This window comes from Pseudoalteromonas sp. KJ63-1, from assembly GCF_055808145.1.
This window is the reverse complement of the sequence record NZ_CM147855.1, coordinates 1,756,589-1,775,493: the sequence shown is the minus strand read 5'-3', so window position 1 is coordinate 1,775,493 and position 18,905 is coordinate 1,756,589. Positions and strand designations below refer to the sequence as shown.

General features: G+C 39.3%; 22 protein-coding genes and 2 tRNA genes. 11 read left to right on the top strand and 13 right to left on the bottom strand.

All coding sequences use genetic code 11. The features are described from left to right. Positions 1-5: 5 nt before the first annotated feature. Together AC0L7Q_RS08340 and AC0L7Q_RS08335 are read right to left on the bottom strand one after the other, a co-directional pair. Complete coding sequence (locus AC0L7Q_RS08340; protein WP_413402205.1) at positions 6-788, bottom strand: CLCA_X family protein; 783 nt, start codon at positions 786-788, stop codon at positions 6-8. Positions 789-806: 18 nt separating this feature from the next. Then, the gene (locus AC0L7Q_RS08335; protein WP_413402203.1) at positions 807-1,400 is read right to left on the bottom strand and encodes a tRNA-uridine aminocarboxypropyltransferase; all 594 of its coding nucleotides are present in this window, start codon (positions 1,398-1,400) and stop codon (positions 807-809) included. A 131-nt stretch (positions 1,401-1,531) separates the two neighbouring features. Between AC0L7Q_RS08335 and AC0L7Q_RS08330 the strand changes: the two genes are divergently transcribed. Together AC0L7Q_RS08330 and AC0L7Q_RS08325 are read left to right on the top strand one after the other, a co-directional pair. Further along, positions 1,532-1,876, top strand: coding sequence for an Hpt domain-containing protein (locus AC0L7Q_RS08330; protein WP_409423185.1), 345 nt, complete (start codon positions 1,532-1,534; stop codon positions 1,874-1,876). Positions 1,877-2,003: 127 nt separating this feature from the next. Continuing rightward, a complete protein-coding gene (locus AC0L7Q_RS08325; protein ID WP_413402199.1) occupies positions 2,004-3,221 on the top strand; it encodes a pyridoxal phosphate-dependent aminotransferase in 1,218 nt (405 codons plus the stop codon). A gap of 32 nt (positions 3,222-3,253) precedes the next feature. Here the strand turns inward: AC0L7Q_RS08325 and AC0L7Q_RS08320 are convergent, their stop codons facing one another. The 5 genes from AC0L7Q_RS08320 to mnmA all read right to left on the bottom strand — a co-directional run bounded on the left by AC0L7Q_RS08320 (position 3,254) and on the right by mnmA (position 8,049). Beyond that, positions 3,254-3,712 carry a GNAT family N-acetyltransferase gene (locus AC0L7Q_RS08320; RefSeq protein ID WP_409423183.1) on the bottom strand — a complete coding sequence of 153 codons (459 nt, stop codon included), beginning with the start codon at positions 3,710-3,712 and terminating at the stop codon, positions 3,254-3,256. Positions 3,713-3,721: 9 nt separating this feature from the next. Beyond that, positions 3,722-4,864, bottom strand: a complete 1,143-nt coding sequence (locus AC0L7Q_RS08315) for a ribosomal protein uL16 3-hydroxylase (protein ID WP_413402195.1) — start codon at positions 4,862-4,864, stop codon at positions 3,722-3,724. Positions 4,865-4,944: 80 nt separating this feature from the next. Then, positions 4,945-6,315, bottom strand: coding sequence for an adenylosuccinate lyase (purB, locus tag AC0L7Q_RS08310; RefSeq protein ID WP_413402194.1), 1,371 nt, complete (start codon positions 6,313-6,315; stop codon positions 4,945-4,947). A gap of 31 nt (positions 6,316-6,346) precedes the next feature. After that, positions 6,347-6,949, bottom strand: a complete 603-nt coding sequence (gene hflD / locus AC0L7Q_RS08305) for a high frequency lysogenization protein HflD (RefSeq protein ID WP_055012553.1) — start codon at positions 6,947-6,949, stop codon at positions 6,347-6,349. Next, positions 6,949-8,049, bottom strand: coding sequence for a tRNA 2-thiouridine(34) synthase MnmA (gene mnmA, locus AC0L7Q_RS08300; protein WP_010390175.1), 1,101 nt, complete (start codon positions 8,047-8,049; stop codon positions 6,949-6,951). Before mnmA ends, hflD begins: the two co-directional genes overlap by 1 nt. A 354-nt stretch (positions 8,050-8,403) precedes the next feature. Here mnmA and AC0L7Q_RS08295 point away from each other — a divergent pair, with 354 nt between their 5' ends. Further along, positions 8,404-9,678, top strand: a complete 1,275-nt coding sequence (locus tag AC0L7Q_RS08295; protein WP_409423180.1) for a sensor domain-containing diguanylate cyclase — start codon at positions 8,404-8,406, stop codon at positions 9,676-9,678. Positions 9,679-9,957: 279 nt separating this feature from the next. Here the strand turns inward: AC0L7Q_RS08295 and AC0L7Q_RS08290 are convergent, their stop codons facing one another. The 6 genes from AC0L7Q_RS08290 to AC0L7Q_RS08265 are packed head-to-tail and all read right to left on the bottom strand — an operon-like array spanning position 9,958 to position 12,646. Next, positions 9,958-10,623: a pseudouridine synthase gene (locus AC0L7Q_RS08290; RefSeq protein WP_409423179.1), complete on the bottom strand. Its 666-nt coding sequence runs from the start codon at positions 10,621-10,623 to the stop codon at positions 9,958-9,960. Beyond that, positions 10,623-10,952, bottom strand: coding sequence for a TusE/DsrC/DsvC family sulfur relay protein (locus AC0L7Q_RS08285; protein ID WP_413402190.1), 330 nt, complete (start codon positions 10,950-10,952; stop codon positions 10,623-10,625). The genes AC0L7Q_RS08290 and AC0L7Q_RS08285 overlap by 1 nt, the downstream gene beginning before the upstream one ends. Before the next feature lie 3 nt (positions 10,953-10,955). Further along, positions 10,956-11,222, bottom strand: coding sequence for a DsrH/TusB family sulfur metabolism protein (locus tag AC0L7Q_RS08280; protein ID WP_409423177.1), 267 nt, complete (start codon positions 11,220-11,222; stop codon positions 10,956-10,958). Beyond that, positions 11,219-11,575, bottom strand: a complete 357-nt coding sequence (gene tusC, locus AC0L7Q_RS08275; RefSeq protein ID WP_409423176.1) for a sulfurtransferase complex subunit TusC — start codon at positions 11,573-11,575, stop codon at positions 11,219-11,221. The genes AC0L7Q_RS08280 and tusC overlap by 4 nt, the downstream gene beginning before the upstream one ends. Next, positions 11,572-11,925 (bottom strand): sulfurtransferase complex subunit TusD, encoded by a 354-nt coding sequence (gene tusD / locus AC0L7Q_RS08270; RefSeq protein ID WP_413402187.1) that lies wholly within the window; start codon positions 11,923-11,925, stop codon positions 11,572-11,574. Before tusD ends, tusC begins: the two co-directional genes overlap by 4 nt. 55 nt (positions 11,926-11,980) lie before the next feature. Continuing rightward, positions 11,981-12,646 (bottom strand): Bax inhibitor-1/YccA family protein, encoded by a 666-nt coding sequence (locus tag AC0L7Q_RS08265; RefSeq protein ID WP_008112034.1) that lies wholly within the window; start codon positions 12,644-12,646, stop codon positions 11,981-11,983. Positions 12,647-12,897: 251 nt separating this feature from the next. On the opposite strand from AC0L7Q_RS08265, the gene AC0L7Q_RS08260 reads away from it, so the two are divergent. The 8 genes from AC0L7Q_RS08260 (at position 12,898) to nhaC (ending at position 18,897) form a co-directional block, all read left to right on the top strand. Beyond that, positions 12,898-12,988 (top strand) — tRNA-Ser (locus AC0L7Q_RS08260). 51 nt (positions 12,989-13,039) lie between these two features. Then, a tRNA-Ser gene (locus tag AC0L7Q_RS08255) sits at positions 13,040-13,130 on the top strand. Positions 13,131-13,302: 172 nt separating this feature from the next. Further along, positions 13,303-13,683: a hypothetical protein gene (locus tag AC0L7Q_RS08250; RefSeq protein ID WP_409423174.1), complete on the top strand. Its 381-nt coding sequence runs from the start codon at positions 13,303-13,305 to the stop codon at positions 13,681-13,683. 127 nt (positions 13,684-13,810) lie between these two features. After that, a complete protein-coding gene (locus AC0L7Q_RS08245; protein WP_054201014.1) occupies positions 13,811-14,269 on the top strand; it encodes a GAF domain-containing protein in 459 nt (152 codons plus the stop codon). Beyond that, positions 14,269-14,547 carry a hypothetical protein gene (locus AC0L7Q_RS08240; RefSeq protein WP_138606053.1) on the top strand — a complete coding sequence of 93 codons (279 nt, stop codon included), beginning with the start codon at positions 14,269-14,271 and terminating at the stop codon, positions 14,545-14,547. Before AC0L7Q_RS08245 ends, AC0L7Q_RS08240 begins: the two co-directional genes overlap by 1 nt. Positions 14,548-14,563: 16 nt before the next feature. Next, positions 14,564-15,202 (top strand): RNA chaperone ProQ, encoded by a 639-nt coding sequence (gene proQ, locus AC0L7Q_RS08235; RefSeq protein ID WP_413402184.1) that lies wholly within the window; start codon positions 14,564-14,566, stop codon positions 15,200-15,202. 27 nt (positions 15,203-15,229) lie between these two features. After that, the gene (gene prc / locus AC0L7Q_RS08230; protein ID WP_413402182.1) at positions 15,230-17,254 is read left to right on the top strand and encodes a carboxy terminal-processing peptidase; all 2,025 of its coding nucleotides are present in this window, start codon (positions 15,230-15,232) and stop codon (positions 17,252-17,254) included. Positions 17,255-17,412: 158 nt separating this feature from the next. Further along, a complete protein-coding gene (gene nhaC, locus AC0L7Q_RS08225) occupies positions 17,413-18,897 on the top strand; it encodes a Na+/H+ antiporter NhaC (RefSeq protein WP_138606189.1) in 1,485 nt (494 codons plus the stop codon). Positions 18,898-18,905 lie beyond the last annotated feature (8 nt).

Sequence of the window (18,905 nt, the reverse complement as noted above, 5' to 3'; positions counted from 1 at the left end):
GATTACTATGTTTGTTGATGAAGCGCATAACCTAATAATTGAAAATATTGGTTAAGTGCTTCATTGGCTTGCAGCGTTTGGCTAAGCTCAGGGTAAATTAAATTATTACTGTTTAATCCACTGACCAAAAAGCTATTTTTTATTGTTTGGTGCTGATTTATACAGGCTTCAAAACACCGAGCTGCAAGCTCCTCTGGCATACTCATGTATTGCTGCTTGTGCTCCTTATCAAACGCGATACAGCGCTGAACAAATTCATTCGCATCTTCACCGTTTTGTTTTAAAAATACCCGCTTATAAAATTGATTAAGTGCATCATTAAGTGGATGGCTCAAATCAGGAGAGTTTGATAGCCATAACTTAGAGGCGAAACCAAATCGGGTTTTTGATTTAAATAAATGCTCACTAATATGATGGTCGAATGCATGAAACCACTCATGGGCTAAAGCACCGCCGCCTGCGTTTTTTGCCAGTGCGAGAGTTTGGTCATAAGCATTATAGTGTGCTTGCACACCTTTTTGTCCGCCATGGCCAAAGGCAAAGTTAAGTTTACCGCGAAGGCCAATTGCCGTTGGTGGTAAATGTAAAATTTGCGCTAAATCAGCCAGTGCATCATAAATTAAATTGGCACTAATAAAGCGCTCTTCTTTAGTCACCCACTTACCAACGACCATTGAACGAAAACCAAAAGTCGTTCTAATATCGCTAAAATCAACTTGGTCGTCAAAACGATAGTCAGGGCCTTGGCGTGAGAATCCGCGCTTTAATCGAGAAGGGGTATTACGCATTGGTTATTTCATTTCTACTTACACATAACGTGCTTTTACGTGAGCGGGCATGTGTTGGGTTTGTTTGGTAATTAATTCATTTAATAAACCATACAAGGGTGCTGGATTTAGTGCTTCAATAAGCAATAAACTATGCGCTACGGCCTCTAAGGTTGACAAACTATCTGCTCTTGGGGCTTTACGAATAGCATAGCGGTTAGTAGGAATATGGCGAAAGCTTACTGTTTTAAACTGTTGTAATAGCGGAGTTAATTGCAAAATTTTAAAAGCTTTATTCCATGTTCCATCGATCACTATTAAATGCGTAATCGGTTGTACGTTTTCATTGTTATTGGCTACATCTAACTCAATTGCCCCCTCGTTTGGGTAGAGTAACACGGTCGAGCTGAGCGGCAGCTTTTGCAAGCAAGCAAAATCTTGATTATTTTCGCCTTTAATTATTTTGCATCGCATTAAACTTAATGCCAATAACTGTGCCGTATTTTTGCTCACTTTTGCTTCGCTGGGGTGCTGTAAAACAATAACCTGAGTTTGGTTATCAACACAGGTGATTGCATTGCAAATACAGGTGCTTAGCGAAAAATTACAGCGTTCACAAAGTGCACGTGCCATAAGCTAACCATTCGATTAATACATTTAACCTAATTATACATTTTTGCATTAATAAAGTTGGTTTTTTTTGTGCTTAGATATAGAGTAAGAGATGAAAGAGAAATCGCAGGATTGCATTAAAGGGCATTAATATGACAGAGATCAGTATCGACGAATCCGCTTTAGAAAGTATGGAATCGCTATTAGGTGAACAATTTTCAGATACGTTGGAATTTTGTTGTGCGGAATTTGAGCGCTTAGGAAGCGAAACTATTGCAGCGCTTGGCCAAGATAAAGAGGCTGCTATTCGCCATTCTCATAGCCTTAAATCAAATGCAGCTCAGTTTGGAGCGGCAAGTTTAGCCGAAGTGGCACGTTTAATTGAATATAATTTAAATAATGATAACGACGAACAGGCTGTTGATGCAGCAAATAATTTAATGGCGCAAGTTATTGGCTCACAAGCAAAATTAAATGAGTGGCAAGCTCAGCGGTAAGCTCGTTTAAAAAGAACAGAATAGAATGTTAACGTGATTTTTTTTCAGTTTTAAGCGCTTAATTTCCTTAGTAATTCACGGCTTTAATGAGTTAGTCTTAAGACTAACTTGCTCTTTAGAGGTAACAATGTCAGAAATAAAAAAGAGTCATAAATTAGACGGCGTCTGTTATGACATCCGTGGTCCCGTTTTAGTACAAGCTAAAAAAATGGAAGACGAGGGCCAAAAAGTACTTAAGCTCAATATTGGTAACCCCGCGGCATTTGGTTTTGATATGCCAGAAGATATGCACCGCGACATTATCCGTAATTTATATTCTGCTCAAGGCTATTGTGATTCTAAAGGGCTTTACTCTGCGCGTGTTGCTATTTATCAGCATTATCAACAGCGTGGTTTACATAACTTAGACGTTGATAATATTTACATTGGTAACGGCGTGAGTGAACTTATTCAAATGGTCACTCAGGCGCTGTTAAATAATGACGATGAAGTATTAATTCCTGCACCAGATTATCCGCTTTGGACTGCCTCGGTAAAGCTGGCGGGCGGTAATCCTGTTCACTATTTATGTGATGAAGAGCAAGACTGGTTTCCTGACATTGATGATATTAAAAGTAAAATCACCTCGAAAACTAAAGCATTGGTATTAATAAATCCAAACAACCCAACAGGGGCTGTGTACAGTGACGCTTTGCTTGAAGAGTTGATAAGTATTGCCCGAGAGCACAAGCTTTTACTGTTAAGTGACGAAATATACGAGAAAATCCTATACGACGGAGTTACCCACACCTCTATTGGTGCATTGTGCGACGATATCCCTATTATTACGTTTAACGGCTTAGCTAAGACATATCGCGCCGCTGGTCTTAGAATGGGTTGGATGGTGCTAAGTGGGCGCACTGCCTTAATGACAGATTTAATTAAAGGCCTCGATATTCTTGCCTCAATGCGTTTATGCGCAAACGTCCCTGCCCAATATGCCATTCAGCAAGCATTGGGTGGGGTACAATCAATTGATAGCTTAATTGACCCCGGAGGCCGCTTATACGAGCAGAGAGATATTGCTTGGCGTGGATTAAATGCAATCGAGGGGATAAGCTGTAAAAAGCCAAAAGGGGCGTTGTACGCATTTCCCAAAGTTGATACAAAATTGTTTAATATTAAAAATGATGAACAAATGATGTTTGACTTGTTAAAGGCAGAAAAAATATTATTAGTCCATGGACGTGCATTTAATTGGCCAGAACCTGATCATTTTAGATTGGTATTTTTACCTAATAAAGATGATTTGAGCAGTGCGATGATGAAAATGCAGCGGTTCTTCAAAGATTATCGACAAGAATAAAGTAAAAACGAGCCAAATGGCTCGTTTTTTGGTTAATGCACTAAAGTAAATGGCCGTGTTTCAAAGCATGTGATGGGGCACTCCATTCTCTGTCTTGGTATGCCAGCTTCCATAAAAACGTGTCCTTGCACAGTAAAGCCGTTATTTTTGAATCGTTCTACTTCATTTAAAATACAGTTAATACTGACAGCCTCAATACCTTGCTCTGCGGCAAGCTTTACAATGAAATTAAGTAGAGATTTATAAACGTTGCGATTGCGGTGCTGGGGTAGTACGGCAATTCTTCCTATTAAACCATCATTACATAATCGACCTGTGGCAACAGGTGAGTGCATATTATCGGTAACCAGAATATGTTGAGCGAGCGGATCTAAGCTATCAAATTCAATATTCTTTGGAATATGCAATTCGTAAACAAAAACACGCTCTCTTATTTGTTGAAGTTGATCTTTTTCACTTTGCCAATCAACTTTGTCAACAGTATAAACCATAGCCTCCTCCTAGCTAAACCAAATACCCTCATTAACCAGTGTAGTAAAGGTTTCGATAAAATCTAGGCTAGGTGTGGTTGAATTCAGCATGCTGCCATCAAATTCAATAAAATCAGTTAGCTGTTTTACAGCCTCTAAATCAGATAGCGATAAAGGGTAGTTTTCACCATTAACACTTAAAAGCAGCTTATCATCTATGCATTGGTAAATTGCACGCGTGCCACCAAGACGTTCAAATGTCACATTATTTTCAAGTTGTTGCATAATTTCAGCTGTACTAAACGGGTTTTCTTCAGGCGCTAAATCCATATCGTGCTTAGGTTGACTTAAGGTGTTTCCTAACCAATTTTTAAATAAGCTGTCGTTTTCTATTAATGCTTGCAGTAACGTTTTTACTTTATTAACTTCGCTTTGCGTAAGCTCACCTTTTGAATCTCGAAGAGTGAGGGTATGATCCGTGTAACGTTTTTGGCCGCTTTCTGTGTCAATAATATGATCTGCAAAACTAGACAGTAAATCTTGTTGATTAGGGGCTCTAAATCCGACCGAATAGTTTAAAGCATTTTTAATAGCATAGCCTTCATGTGGACAACCTGGTGGTATGTACAAAATGTCACCTGGCTCTAAAACGCAATCAATCACTGCAGTGAAAGCTTCAACTTGTAGCAAGCTCTTATTTTGAGCAAATTGCTTTAATGAGGCGTCAGGTAAGCCTACACGCCAATGGCGTTTGCCTTCACCTTGTATAATAAATACATCATATTGATCTAAGTGTGGTCCAACACCGCCGCCAGGGGTTGAGTAGCTGATCATTAAATCATCTATACGCCAGTTAGGAATAAAGCGAAATGGCTCAAGTAATTGAGCGGCTTCTGGGTGCCAATGATCGACCGCTTGCACTAATAGAGTTGAGTGCTCGTCGGTGAGTATTTCAAAATCTTCAAACGGCCCTTGATGGGACTGCCATTGCTGATTATGGTTAGTAATAATACGCGACTCTATGCTGTCTTCCATGGCAAGGCCTGCCAGTTCATTGGCATCAAGAGGGTCTTTAAAGTCACTAAAACCTCTTTTGATTAACAGTGGCTTTTTTTGCCAATATTGATTTAAAAACGCTTGCTCAGATAATTCATTTATTTTTAATTGATACATAGAATGCCTATAACGTTAAGACCTAAATGAAAAAAGCGAAAGGCAGGTACCTTTCGCTTTTTATTAGTAGATTTGAGTAATTAAACTAAATCATCAATAAACTCAACAGCGCGACCAATGTAGTTGGCTGGGGTAAGCTTTTTCATTTCTGCTTTTGCAGTATCTGGTAAATCTAAACCATCAATGAAATCAGCCATTATTTCTTGATTTACGCGTTTACCACGCGTTAAATCTTTTAGCTTTTCATATGGTTTTTCAATGCCGTATTTACGCATTACTGTTTGAATTGGCTCTGCTAGTAGCTCCCAATTTTGATCAAGCTCCTCAGCTAAACGCTGTTCGTTAACTTCTAGCTTGCTCACACCTTTAAGTGTCGATTGGTATGCAATAACAGCATAGCCCATACCTACACCTAAATTACGCAATACGGTTGAGTCAGTTAAATCACGTTGCCAACGAGAAACAGGCAGCTTTTGCGCTAAGTGACCTAATATCGCATTAGCTAAACCTAAGTTACCTTCTGAATTTTCAAAATCAATAGGGTTCACTTTATGTGGCATAGTTGATGAGCCAATTTCACCAGCAATGGTTTTTTGCTTGAAGTGATTAAGCGCAATGTATCCCCACATATCGCGGTCAAAATCGAGCAATATAGTATTAAAACGCGCAATAGCATCAAATAGTTCTGCAATGTAGTCGTGCGGTTCAATTTGTGTGGTAAACGGGTTAAGTGTTAAACCTAGGCTAGCTACAAATTTATCTGCGTGAGTATGCCAGTCGTAATCTGGGTAAGCACTTAGATGAGCATTGTAGTTACCTACAGCACCGTTTACTTTGCCTAGCATTTCTACTTGGGCAATTTGATCACGTTGACGCTTTAAACGCATGTATACGTTTGCAAACTCTTTACCCATAGTTGATGGGGTTGCAGGTTGCCCATGCGTACGGGTCATCATTGGAATAGCTTTGTATTCAACAGCTTTTTCTTTAATTGCGCTCAATAGTTCATCGCAGTAAGGTAAGATAACATTGTTACGTGCTTCACTTAACATTAAACCGTGAGATAGATTATTAATATCTTCAGATGTACATGCAAAGTGAATAAATTCATTAATGGCATGTAATTCAGCGTTATCAGCTACTTTTTCTTTCAGTAGGTACTCTACGGCTTTTACATCATGGTTAGTGGTGCGTTCAATGTCTTTAACACGCTGCGCATCGGCTTCACAGAAGTTATCGACGATAGCATTTAATAGCCCGTTTGCTTGCTCGCTTAAAGCTGGGACTTCTTTTATATCGCTTGCTGCAGCTAACGCTTGCAACCAACGCACTTCAACGGTTACGCGGTATTTGATTAATCCAAATTCGCTAAAAATACTGCGTAGTTCAGTGGTTTTGCTGCCGTAGCGACCATCAACCGGAGAGATAGCCGTTAACGCTGAAAGCTCCATAATAACTCCTAAATTTTAGTTTGAACGATAATTAAATTTTTGTTTTAGCAATGGCGAGAATTTTTCTTTTTGCAAAAAAGAAATGACGACGTTTGCCGCCCATTTGACGCCATAAAACTGCACTACGAATGCCGGCTAAAAGTAACGCACGGATTTTGTTTTGAGTGAGCTGCTGTTTTAATAACTCGGGTTTACCATAAACCTGGATTCGGTGCCCAAGGGGGCTTAGCACCGACGAGTATATATCTGCTAAACCGGCAACAACGCTGTCATCGGTAATAGCAAAATGATCTAAACGACGATGAATATCATCAATACGTTTACCTAATTCATTGAGGCTCTTACTATTGGCACTAAGGGCTCGTTCTAACTGCATTAAGCCACCCACGTATTTAACTATTTCAACGTCTTTTTGAGCACCGGCACTCAGTTGTGCCATTAATGTTTTATAGCCATCACGCAAATTTTGTGTGCCTTGGTATACGTCCTCAGGAGAGGCGGGTGAGGTTTGCACAATACTTGATAACAACGTTGATAAGTCATGTTCATCACAACGACCGTATTGAGCAACCTTTTGTACTTGTTTTGCTACTTGGCACATGGCAGCAAGTGCCATGACTTGATGTTGATTCATTACTTAATCACCGAATCAATAATACCACCGCCTAAACAGACTTCATCAGCGTAAAATACGGCGGATTGTCCTGGGGTAACGGCTTTTTGCGGCTCATCAAACAATACGCGTGCCATACCATCTTCTCCAACGAGTAATGTACAGCTTAAGTCTTCTTGACGGTAGCGAGTTTTAACGGTGCAGCGAGTTGTACCTTGCGGGCCAACACGATCTACCCAGTGTAATTGGTTTGCATTAAGGCCGTTACTGTATAAGCGAGGGTGATCTTTACCTTGACCAACAACAAGAACATTTCGTTCTATATCTTTATCTACCACGTACCATGGTTCGCCCGAGCCTTCTTTCATGCCACCAATTAGTAAACCTTTACGCTGGCCAAGGGTGTGATACATCAAGCCTTCATGCTCACCTACATTGTTACCATCGGTGTCTTCAATTACTCCTGGTTGTGCAGGCAAAAACTTTTGCAGAAAATCTTTGAATTTACGCTCGCCAATAAAACAAATGCCGGTGCTGTCTTTTTTATCATGGGTAATTAAATCCTGTTCTTCAGCAATGCGGCGTACTTCTGGTTTGGCAATATCTCCGACAGGAAATAGTGTTTGCGCAATATGCTCATGGCTTAGTGTATACAAAAAGTAGCTTTGATCTTTGTTATCGTCTAGGCCTCGGCACATTACGTATTTGTCATCGCGTAGCTCACGGCGCACATAATGACCAGTTGCAATAAAATCAGCACCAAGTGCTTGCGCTGCAAACTCTAAAAACGCTTTAAATTTTATTTCTTTGTTACACATTATATCTGGGTTGGGTGTACGACCCGCTTTGTATTCTGCTAAAAAGTATTCAAATACATTATCCCAGTATTCAGCAGCAAAATTAACGGTATGAAGTTCAATGCCTAATTTGTCACATACAGCTTGCGCATCTTTTAAATCTTCAGCGGCAGCACAATATTCATCATTGTCATCTTCTTCCCAGTTCTTCATAAACAAGCCTTCTACTTGGTAGCCTTGCTGTTTTAATAAATATGCAGATACAGAAGAATCAACACCGCCGGACATACCAACGATGACTTTAATGTGACTATTTTCGCTCATGAATAATTTCGCTTATACAGATTACTGTTAACTTGGAAAGGCCGCGATTATAGCATGTATTTTATTGGTGCTTAAAGAGAGGATGGGGGATTGAATAGATTTTGTTGTAACTTTTTCCATCCAATGGCTAGTAAGGCGTAGTTTAGTGTGTAATTTACTCATTTTTAGGCTAATGAAAAGGGATGGATTATAGTGGTGGCTTCATACTTTGTGGGTTGTTTTTGTGGTGTTTAATTACGGAGGGCTATTCTTCATTAACAAAACTTTACATTTGAGATTACCTACCATATCTTAATTAGTATCTAAACATGTAAATACTTAAATAACCTAAAATATAATCAATGGAATGAATATATGAATTACGCCTCGCAATCACATTTGGTTAAGTCGTTTGTGCTGGATGCGTCCGAAAAAGCGGTGTCAAATTTTACTTTTGAAGACGACTATTCACTACAGCAATTCAAAGAATCAGCTTATAAGTTATTTTATGACATTATAGCTGTGCCAGCTCCCTATCTTTATCAAGAACCCAATCCGATTGTTGAGCTGTTTAGGCTTATAGAGTCCTCTCTCGGCTCTTTAAAAGCATCACAAAAGGCAATTTTAAGCCAGTTAGAGAAATGGTGGGTAGAGTGGCATTTTGTCGCTTCAATGAATGTATCGCTTGAACATGAAAACAAACAACAAGACTATAATGTTATAAGCACTACCCAACACCCTATGCGCAAGCATGAGCTAAGTCACTATGCACGGTTATTCACGATTCTACCCTTACCGGTATGTGATGTTTGTATGGTAACTGGTGATATTTTAAAAGTGAACCAACGCTTTATTGATGTATTTGGTTACACGTTACAAGACGTACCTAATCTCAATGTGTGGTGGAAATTAGCCTACCCTGAAAAAGATTACAGAACATTTGCACAAACGTTATGGCAGGAGTCACTTGAGCAAGCCAATCAAAATAATGATGATATTCCAGCTAATGATTACAGAATTTCTTGTAAAGATGGTAGTGAGATTGTGATGCAAGTTTCTGGTATCAGTGTTGAAGGAGAATTTATTGCTATATTCAACGATGCTACTGAGCGTTTAAAAACTCAAGAAATACTCAGTGATATGGCGTTTTTAGACTCACTCACTAAAATAGCCAACAGGCGGCGCTTTGATGAAAAACTAACGTCTGAATTTAACAAGTTATCGAACGAGCACCGTGAGCTTTCGATGATCATTATTGATATCGATAATTTTAAAAAGTATAACGACCGGTATGGTCATCTCGAAGGAGACAAATGTTTATTTAAAGTTGCGCAAAAATTAGCTGAAACCGTCTGCAGGCCAGAAGATTTTGTAGCGCGATTCGGAGGAGAAGAATTTGTCGTGCTGTTACCTCAAACAGGTAAGCAAGGGGCATTATTTATTGCCGAACAAATACAAAAATCGATTGAAAAAATGGCCATTCCTCACAAAGACAGCTTTACAGGACTATTGTCTGTCAGTATGGGGATAAACACCATAGAGCATGAACACGATAGCGATCATGCTCAATTTTTTAAACAAGCAGATAACGCACTTTATTACGCGAAAAAACAAGGAAGAAATTGTATTGCCTTAGCTACAGGTAATTAGGGTCTGTTGACCTTTGCGGATTAAAATTTGTTCAAACTAGGGGCGGTTTAATCGCGGCGCGAGGTTTGTAACCTAGTGGGCTAAGTAAAAGCCGAGCAACAAAGAGTAAATCGCCCCTAGGCAGAACCCTTCGGGCAGCGCCTGTTTGGCATTGATGCTGCGTTATCGCCTATTTATGTGGAATAACCACACCACATAGGCTCTGCCTTGCCTAAATACCAAACAGACTGCTGAAAATTTAACCTTGAAAGGTCAACAGACCCCAACACAGCTTGATGGTTAATTATCAATTTCTTTGAATTCTCCGCTATTTATTCCCTCAAGCGTGTATTTACCGATACTGTAGCGAATTAAACGCAAAGTAGGGTGGCCAACATGAGCTGTCATACGTCTAACTTGACGGTTTCTGCCTTCGTTAATTGTAATGCTTAACCATGAAGTAGGTATTGATTTACGCTCTCGCACAGGAGGGGTCCTTGGCCAAAGTGCTGGTGCATCCATTAAAGTTACCTTAGCGGGCAAGGTGATGCCATCTTTGAGTTCAACACCTTTATTTAACGCATCGATTGATGCTTGTGTTAGGACCCCTTCAACCTGAACCCAATAGGTTTTGTTGGTTTTTTTACCAGGCGCTGTGAGCGTATTTTGTAACTTCCCGCAGTTTGTTAATAATAATAATCCTTCGCTGTCCCTGTCTAAACGACCTGCTGCGTAAACATCTTTTATAGGAATAAAATCAGCCAATGTTTGCCTATTTTGATCATCAGTGAACTGGCAAAGGACATCATAAGGTTTATTAAATAAAATGACTTTTTTATCGCTCTGCGCTATTGCCGGTTTTATTGGCCTTTTTACTGTTCTTTTATTGATACCAGTTCGAGAGTAAGTACGGCCTGTATTGCGCTTACTTTTTGAGGAGGGCGAATGTTCAGTTTTATGTTTCATTAAATACACCGTGCAGGTTTAGGTAAACCGGCAATTTTAGTTGCTTGTTTGGCAGGTCCTTTAGGAAAAAGTTTGTATAAGTACATGCTGTTGCCTTTATCTTCACCAAGTGCTTTAGCCATGGCTTTGACTAGCATTCTAATGGCTGGACTGGTGTTGTACTCAAGATAAAACTCTCGCACAAAATTCACAACTTCCCAGTGTTGCTCAGTTAACGTAATGTTTTCTTGCTCTGCAATAACATTGGCTAACTCTTTTGACCAAGCAGTATGATCCAGCAAATAACCTTGTTTATCAGTGTCTATTGTTTGATTATTAAATTCCAACATGGTTCACCAAGTAATTGATTGTTTAGATGATAAACTAAGCGTAACGAACTCATCATAACTAATTGCTTTGTCGTTCATATTTAATGATATATCTCGAGCGTCTGCATCATCTTTTAAAATATAAAGTGAGTCAGCAAATTGTCTATATTGCTCTTTTGCAAAGCAAGCGTCACCCACGAGTAAAACACTGTCAGTGAGCATAATTAGGTTGTCTAAGCTGTGGGTACTGTAGTAATTCAGTGGCTTTGAAAAAATATGTAAAGTACTCATAGGGTCACCACATGCTGCTGATTGTGTATTAACTGTTTTTGGGCATTAAAGTTTACTATGTTTGCCTCAATGAGTAGTTCACTTTTACTTAAACCATAATCAATCAGTGATTTCTCACAGACGTAAATATTTTCAACATCATAAATTTCTAACGTTTTAATGTTTTTAAAAAAATCTTTGATGCCTAAGGCATTTGGATTTTGGTTTTTTTTCAGCGATAACACAGCAGGTCCGCTAAACAACCAGCTAATATTTTGATCAACGGCAGCAAAAATAAGGGTCATATCAAGTGCATCGCGGGTATGCATGTCATCAAATGGGCTTGATTGACTAATTACGAGTACATTAATCATTTAAATTGTATCCATTTATCTGCTTCACTGGCCAGCATGGCAAACTCAGCTAAGCCTGCAACAGCAAATGCGCCGGTATTCTTTATATCTAAGCCTCGCTTTTCAGCCGCAGTAACGCATAACATTAGGTTTATATTTTTTTCAGCCAGTTGCTGCCAAAGCGAGGGAGTACTTAACTCATCTGAGGCTAACTCAAAATGAGTTGAAGCATGATAAATAGCATCTTGGTATAAAAATAACGCATCAATGCTATGTCCCTGCGCTAGGCAGGCATGAGCAAACTTAACAATACGTTGAGTGGTATCGTGATCTGATGGTGGAGTATGTAAAGAAAGTACAAAGCGTGCCAAAACTATTCCAATAAAAAAGCCCCAATAAAGGGGCTATTTTAACAGAACTATTTAATTAGTCATTATTTGCGCCAAGTAAGGCAAGTAATGAAGTAAATAGGTTATATACGCTAAGGTATAAAGATACAGTTGCACGGATATAATTTGTTTCGCCGCCGTTAATGATTCTGCTCGTATCGAACAAAATTAGGCCAGACATGATTAATACAACTGCTGCGTTTAGAACCATAAACATTAACGAGCTACCTAAGAAAATATTTACAATACTTGCCACGATAACCACAATTAAGCCGACAGTTAAAAAGCCACCCATGAATGAGAAGTCTTTTTTAGTGTTAAGTGCATAAGCAGATAAACCAAAGAAGATTAACGCCGTAGAACCTAGCGCTTGCATAATTAGCATAGGGCCATTAGGTAATTGTGCGTAGTGATTTAGTAGAGGGCCTAAGCCGGCTCCCATTAATCCTGTAAACGCAAACACCCAAAATACACCAGATGCTGTATCTGCTTTTTTATTAACAACAAAAAGTAGACCAAATGAAACTAGTGTGAATACAAGTCCCATAAAGTAAGGTAATTGCAGTGCCATTGAAATACCGGCAGTGACTGCACTAAATGCAAGTGTCATTGCAAGTAAGAAATAAGTGTTTTTAAGCACTTTGTTTGTTTCAATGGTCGACATTACCGGCTTTGCAGTATTGTACGATTGATTAAACGCCATTGTAGAGCTCCTGTAAGTGAAACTAAGTAGTTCCTGTAATTTAACTAAAATTAGATTACCAACTCTTATATGTTTGGGCAAACCTTTGTAGATCAATAGACAACTAAATTTAAATAAAAGTTCATTTGCCGGTTAGGATTTGCTCTCATTGCTTTATGTTTAAACAAATTAGTTGTTTTTTAATCACTTGAACAAAAAAATGAAAAAAAGCTTCACAAAGCCCAAGGGTTTCCCTATTATTCAGGCTGTGCGGAGAGATGGCAGAGTGGTCGAATGCACCGGTCTTGAAAACCGGCAGGGGTTTATAGCCCCTCTAGGGTTCAAATCCCTATCTCTCCACCACCTTATTAAAATAATTATGAGTACACTCTTACTTGTAGTTTATGCACTTTCGGAGAGATGGCAGAGTGGTCGAATGCACCGGTCTTGAAAACCGGCAGGGGTTTATAGCCCCTCTAGGGTTCAAATCCCTATCTCTCCACCATTATCAGATAAGCCCGCTATTTGCGGGCTTTTTTGTGCCTCATATTCGCTATACCTTTTTCAAAACCAAGCATATTCAGTTAAAAAATACGACCATAGTCTCTATTTATAAGCTTTGGCTCTTAGTGCATGCTTAGAAATTAAAGATTTATGTTTTTGTTAAGGATATTACAATGAAACATCAACTCGCAAAAAGCGTCGCACTTTCATTATTATCTCCCGTTATTATTGGCAGTATGTTGGGGATTTACTACGCATTGACATTGCGTGGTGACGCTGTTTCTATTTTTTTAGGGCTATTAATGACCGCTATTGCTAACGCGCACATAGTGGGTTTAACTATGGCTGCGTTTGTAGTGCCTGGTTATTTACTTATGTTTAAGTATTCTAAGGTAAATTATTCTGGAGTATTAACACTTGGCTTGCTGGGTGGCGCTATTTTTAGTTATCTTTTGAGCGCCACTACAGGCGAGATCTTTTTAATCAATAGTGTGATGTCAGGGTTTGCCGCTGGACTGTTTTTATTCGGCCTACGTAAATCGGTACAAAGTTAATTGCGGAATATTTAATCAAGTGTGTCGTAAAACCATGTAATTTCCTTTTTTTACCCGCAAAAGGTTTCAATTTTTAGTGACAAAGAGTACCTTTAGCTACTGTATGTTTAATAAGAAGTAGTTTGGTATGCAAAAGCACGATTTTTACCAGTCATTAGTTAAGCAAACTGAATCGCTGATAGGCGGTGAATCAAACATAATTGCCAATATGGCAAATATAAGCGCGCTGTTATTTACCTCTTTAGAAGATGTGAATTGGGCGGGCTTTTATTTTATGGATTCACCATCAGAATTGGTACTTGGTCCATTTCAAGGCAATCCAGCTTGTATTCGTATTCCAGTAGGAAAAGGGGTATGTGGCACTGCTGCGGCGACCGAGCAAACCCAATTAATTTCAGATGTGCATGCTTTTGACGGTCATATAGCCTGTGATGCAGCATCAAATTCTGAGATAGTTGTACCTATCATGAAAAACGGATCTGTATTTGCGGTACTAGACATAGATAGCCCAAGTATTGGCCGATTTGATACTGATGACCAAGCAGGGCTTGAAGCACTTGTAAAATGCTTAGAGGCTAGCCTGTAATGAAAGATTTGCTAAATGTTCAAGACTACCTTTTTGCCGTACAAGATGTTGGTGATTGGGAAGGAGATGAAGAACATGTAGCGGAAACGCTCAATGATTTGATTCACATGGCATGGGATCGTCTCCCTGATGATTTAGACTGTGATTCAATTGATGAAATTATAAATGGTATTTGGGAGCATTTACGTGGTGATATGGCTGTGATTGAAGCTGACTTTGAAGAGTTAGTCGATTGGTGTATCCACTATGTTGATTCTGCCCTTGATGAAAAGATGTGATTAAATAGGTTCTAAAATGGAAACCACAAACAAGCTAAAAGATATTAATGAAGTATTGGAGTTCTTATATCAAGAATTTCCACAATGTTTTAAACAAAAAGAGGGCATTCAGCCACTTAAAGTAGGTATTTTCAAAGATATCGCTGAGCGCATTGAAGGGTCTGAAAAAGTTAGTAAGACACAAGTTCGTCAAGCACTTAGAAAATATACATCTAACTGGCGCTACCTTGAAGCAGTTACTAAATCTGAATTTAGAATCGATCTTGACGGAAATCAAGGCGAAAAAGTTGAACAAGAGCATATCGACCACGCACAAAAAGCATTGGAAGAAAGCCGTGCTAAAATGGCAAAGCGTAAAAAGCAGCAGCGTCCTCGTCAAGATTCAGATGCAAAATCTTTCAAAAAGAAACCAGCTCATACGGCTAAAAACTCACCGGCTGCAGCAAAACCTGCAAAAGCCGCTGCGCCTAAGCGTTCAGGAAAAGTTGAACCTTTACCTGCAGGCGAGGTCAAGGTTAATAATAAGGTTAAGGTTAAACTTGGCCAAGCACTTGTTAATGCAGTAATCACTGAAGTAAACAAAGACGATGTTCACGTTGAATTAGTGACCGGTATGCAAGTTAAAACCAAAGCCGACAGCTTATACATTATTTAAGCTGCGAAAAAAATTAAGGAGTTGTGTATGAGTAAAAAGTTTACGCTCATTCCGTTAGTTGCTGCGCTGTTTTCAGGTTCATTATTGGCTGCAGTAGAGCCGGTAATATTAGAAGACTTACCTTTGCTCAAGCAAGAAAGTCAGCACGGTACAGCCAGTAAACGCGTGGCTAATCTATTTACTCGTTCGCATTACACACCAGTTCGATTTAACGATGAGCTTTCAAGTAAAGTGTTTGATCGTTACATCGAATCCCTTGATTTTAATAAAAGCGTGTTTTTGAAAAGCGATATTGACTCTTTTGAGCAATATCGTGAGCGTTTCGATAACGCGCTTATTAGCGGCAAATTAGGGTTTACATTTGATATTTTCAACTTAAGCCTTAAACGTCGTTTTGAACGTTACGAATTTTCGCTTTCATTACTTGAAAATGAAATGACGTTCGACACGGAAGATGAATATTTTTATGACCGTGAAGATTCGCCATGGGCGACTACGCAAGCTGAATTAGATGAAATTTGGCGCGAGCGTGTAAAATATGATGCATTACGATTAAAAATGACAGGTAAAGATTGGCCTGGCATTAAAGACGTGTTGACCAAGCGTTATAAAAACGCAGAAAAGCGTCTTATACAATCAAAATCTGAAGATGCATTTCAAATTGTGATGAATTCACTTGCACGTAGTATTGAAGCACATACTTCATACTTATCTCCACGTCGTGCAGAGCAGTTCAAAATGGATATGGATCTTGAGCTTGAAGGCATTGGTGCGGTATTAACGCCTGATGAAGACTACACGGTAATTCGTAGTTTAGTACCTGGAGGTCCGGCAGACAAATCTGAGCAAATTAAAGCCGATGACCGCATTATTGGTGTGGCTCAAGATGGCGAAGAGTTTGTTGATGTAATTGGCTGGCGTTTAGATGATGTGGTTGATTTAATAAAAGGCCCTAAAGGCACTAAAGTGCGTTTGCAATACCTAAAGGGTGCAGATGCTCACGGTACGCCAAAAGTGGTTGAAATTACCCGTGATAAAATTCGTCTAGAAGACAGAGCTGCTAAATCAGAAGTATTTGAAGCCAGTTATTCTAATTTAACCAGCAAAATTGGTGTATTAGAAATTCCAGGTTTTTACAATAACTTATCTAAAGATGTAAAAGTTGAGTTGGCTAAACTCAAAGAACAAAACGTAGACGGAATCATTATTGATTTACGTCAAAATGGCGGCGGTTCATTATATGAAGCTACGCAGCTATCAGGTTTGTTTTTTGATCAAGGTCCAGTAGTACAAATTCATACTTTAAACAACCGTATTGAAGAGCAAAAAGACCGTGACGGCATTACTTATTATGATGGCCCGCTGACAGTGCTTGTTGATAGGTACAGCGCATCCGCGTCTGAAATTTTTGCCGCAGCAATGCAAGATTATGGCCGCGCCGTTATCATTGGTGAGCAAACCTTTGGTAAAGGGACCGTGCAGCAGCATAAAGGTTTAGCGCGTGCTTATGACTTATACGATAACCCATTAGGTAGTGTGCAATATACGATTGCAAAGTTTTACCGCATTAATGGTGGTAGTACACAGCATAAAGGGGTGATCCCAGACATTACTTTCCCATCAGCCATTGACCCTGCAGAATGGGGTGAAAGTAAACAAGATAATGCCTTGCCATGGGATAGCATAGTAAAAGCAAAGTATAAGCAAATAGGGCGTTTAAACCCTATTATCAGTGTACTTGAAAAGCAGCATAATGAGCGTATTAAAGCCGAACCTGAATTTAATTATGTGTTTGAAGATATCGCTCGCTACAACGAAGAAAAAGATCGTAAAACAATTTCTTTGGTTGAGAAAAAGCGCATTAAAGAAAAAGAAGAAAATGAGGCACGCGCACTAGCCCGTACTAATGAGCGCTTAAATCGTTTAGGTAAAGAGCCAATAGAAAATCTGGACGATGTACCAGAGGTGATTGAAGAGCTTGACCCATTTCTTGAAGAAGCTGCACTTATTACACAAGATTATATTAAATATGGTCGCGTAGCTAAGCGCTAAAATAAGCTTCACTTTGCAAAAAAAAGGCGCCTAGGCGCCTTTTTTACTATCGATAATTTGCTAAATTGTTATAATCGCGGATTACCAAAAGTTGAGCTAGATCAATAGTGCTCAATAAATGCGCGTACGTGCTAATAAAAATAATCAACATGCATCGAATGTGTGTAGGAGTCTATATTTTGAAGCCAATTGAAGAAAAACCACTAAAAAGTGCCTCGTTTTTTGATGCACTCATTCCAATTGCTGTATTAATTTGTTTATTAGGTGCCGCTGTGTACTTATTTGGTGATGACTCATCGTCAGGTCCCAATCAAATTGCCTTGTTATTTGCAACATTCGCTGCGGCGTTAATTGGTTTAAAAAATGGCTACACATGGAAAAAATTAGAAGATGCAATGATTGAGGGGATCACTTTATCTCTTAGTGCGATTTTAATCTTACTCATGGTAGGGGCATTAATCGGAACTTGGCTATTATCAGGAACCGTTCCGACATTAATTTATTACGGTCTACAAATTATCAATCCCAGCTGGTTTTACGCCGCGAGTTGTTTAATTTGTGGCATTGTAGCAATGAGTATTGGTAGTTCATGGACTACAGCAGCGACTATAGGTGTTGCGTTACTCGGTGTTGCTTCAGGACTGGGTTTAGAGCCGACAGTTACCGCGGGTGCTGTAATATCAGGCGCTTATTTTGGCGATAAGCTTAGTCCGTTATCGGAAACAACCAATTTAGCTCCAGCCGTTGCTGGTGCAGATTTGTTTGAACATATTCATCATATGCTTTGGACGACAGTACCCAGCTTTGTCATTGCATTAATCATCTTTATTTTCATGGGTTTTAACGCTACTGCTGCGGGAGAGGCGGGTCAAATAGAACAAATAACTGCAATTCTTCAGCAAAACTTTAACATTGGCTTAGAAATGTTGGTGCCGTTAATTGTATTACTCGCATTAGCTATTCGAAAAATGCCAGCGTTTCCGGCGATTTCTATTGGTGCCGTTATTGGCGCGGTGTGGGCAATGTTATTTCAATCGGACTTAATTGCTAGCCAAATAGACATGACTCAGGGTGAGTTTGTCGGTTATTTCAAATTAGTTTGGACCACCTTTTTTGATGGCTTCACGATTAATACGGGCGATGCAAAAATGGACTCGTTACTGAGTGGCGGCGGCATGTCTGGTATGCTAACCACTACATGGTTGATCATGACAGCACTGATGTTTGGTGCGATTATGGAGAAAACAGGGCTACTTGATATTTTTGTTAAAAGTATTCTAAAAATAGCAAAAAGCACTGGTTCTCTTATCGCCTCAACCATTGCAACGTGTATTGGTACCAATGTTATTGCTGCGGATCAGTATATTGCCATTGTGGTGCCTGGACGGATGTTTAAAGAAGAATATAAAAAGCGTGGCTTAAAGCCTGTTAACTTATCTCGTACTCTAGAAGATGGCGGCACAATTACCAGCCCACTCATACCTTGGAATACCTGTGGTGCGTATATGCAAAGTGTTCTATTAATCAATCCGTTTGATTATGCGCTTTATGCTTTCTTTAACCTTATAAATCCTTTCTTAGCCGTTATTTACGCTTACTTAGGAATTAAGATACTACGTATTAAACCTAAACAAACGGCTTAATTTAAGTA

Bases quoted from the DNA above. Each gene is read 5' to 3' on its own strand.
- AC0L7Q_RS08340 (WP_413402205.1), bottom strand. From the start codon at position 788: ATGCGTAATACCCCTTCTCGATTAAAGCGCGGATTCTCACGCCAAGGC.
- AC0L7Q_RS08335 (WP_413402203.1), bottom strand. From the start codon at position 1,400: ATGGCACGTGCACTTTGTGAACGCTGTAATTTTTCGCTAAGCACCTGT.
- AC0L7Q_RS08330 (WP_409423185.1), top strand. From the start codon at position 1,532: ATGACAGAGATCAGTATCGACGAATCCGCTTTAGAAAGTATGGAATCG.
- AC0L7Q_RS08325 (WP_413402199.1), top strand. From the start codon at position 2,004: ATGTCAGAAATAAAAAAGAGTCATAAATTAGACGGCGTCTGTTATGAC.
- AC0L7Q_RS08320 (WP_409423183.1), bottom strand. From the start codon at position 3,712: ATGGTTTATACTGTTGACAAAGTTGATTGGCAAAGTGAAAAAGATCAA.
- AC0L7Q_RS08315 (WP_413402195.1), bottom strand. From the start codon at position 4,864: ATGTATCAATTAAAAATAAATGAATTATCTGAGCAAGCGTTTTTAAAT.
- purB (WP_413402194.1), bottom strand. From the start codon at position 6,315: ATGGAGCTTTCAGCGTTAACGGCTATCTCTCCGGTTGATGGTCGCTAC.
- hflD (WP_055012553.1), bottom strand. From the start codon at position 6,949: ATGAATCAACATCAAGTCATGGCACTTGCTGCCATGTGCCAAGTAGCA.
- mnmA (WP_010390175.1), bottom strand. From the start codon at position 8,049: ATGAGCGAAAATAGTCACATTAAAGTCATCGTTGGTATGTCCGGCGGT.
- AC0L7Q_RS08295 (WP_409423180.1), top strand. From the start codon at position 8,404: ATGAATTACGCCTCGCAATCACATTTGGTTAAGTCGTTTGTGCTGGAT.
- AC0L7Q_RS08290 (WP_409423179.1), bottom strand. From the start codon at position 10,623: ATGAAACATAAAACTGAACATTCGCCCTCCTCAAAAAGTAAGCGCAAT.
- AC0L7Q_RS08285 (WP_413402190.1), bottom strand. From the start codon at position 10,952: ATGTTGGAATTTAATAATCAAACAATAGACACTGATAAACAAGGTTAT.
- AC0L7Q_RS08280 (WP_409423177.1), bottom strand. From the start codon at position 11,222: ATGAGTACTTTACATATTTTTTCAAAGCCACTGAATTACTACAGTACC.
- tusC (WP_409423176.1), bottom strand. From the start codon at position 11,575: ATGATTAATGTACTCGTAATTAGTCAATCAAGCCCATTTGATGACATG.
- AC0L7Q_RS08265 (WP_008112034.1), bottom strand. From the start codon at position 12,646: ATGGCGTTTAATCAATCGTACAATACTGCAAAGCCGGTAATGTCGACC.
- AC0L7Q_RS08250 (WP_409423174.1), top strand. From the start codon at position 13,303: ATGAAACATCAACTCGCAAAAAGCGTCGCACTTTCATTATTATCTCCC.
- AC0L7Q_RS08245 (WP_054201014.1), top strand. From the start codon at position 13,811: ATGCAAAAGCACGATTTTTACCAGTCATTAGTTAAGCAAACTGAATCG.
- AC0L7Q_RS08240 (WP_138606053.1), top strand. From the start codon at position 14,269: ATGAAAGATTTGCTAAATGTTCAAGACTACCTTTTTGCCGTACAAGAT.
- proQ (WP_413402184.1), top strand. From the start codon at position 14,564: ATGGAAACCACAAACAAGCTAAAAGATATTAATGAAGTATTGGAGTTC.
- prc (WP_413402182.1), top strand. From the start codon at position 15,230: ATGAGTAAAAAGTTTACGCTCATTCCGTTAGTTGCTGCGCTGTTTTCA.
- nhaC (WP_138606189.1), top strand. From the start codon at position 17,413: ATGTGTGTAGGAGTCTATATTTTGAAGCCAATTGAAGAAAAACCACTA.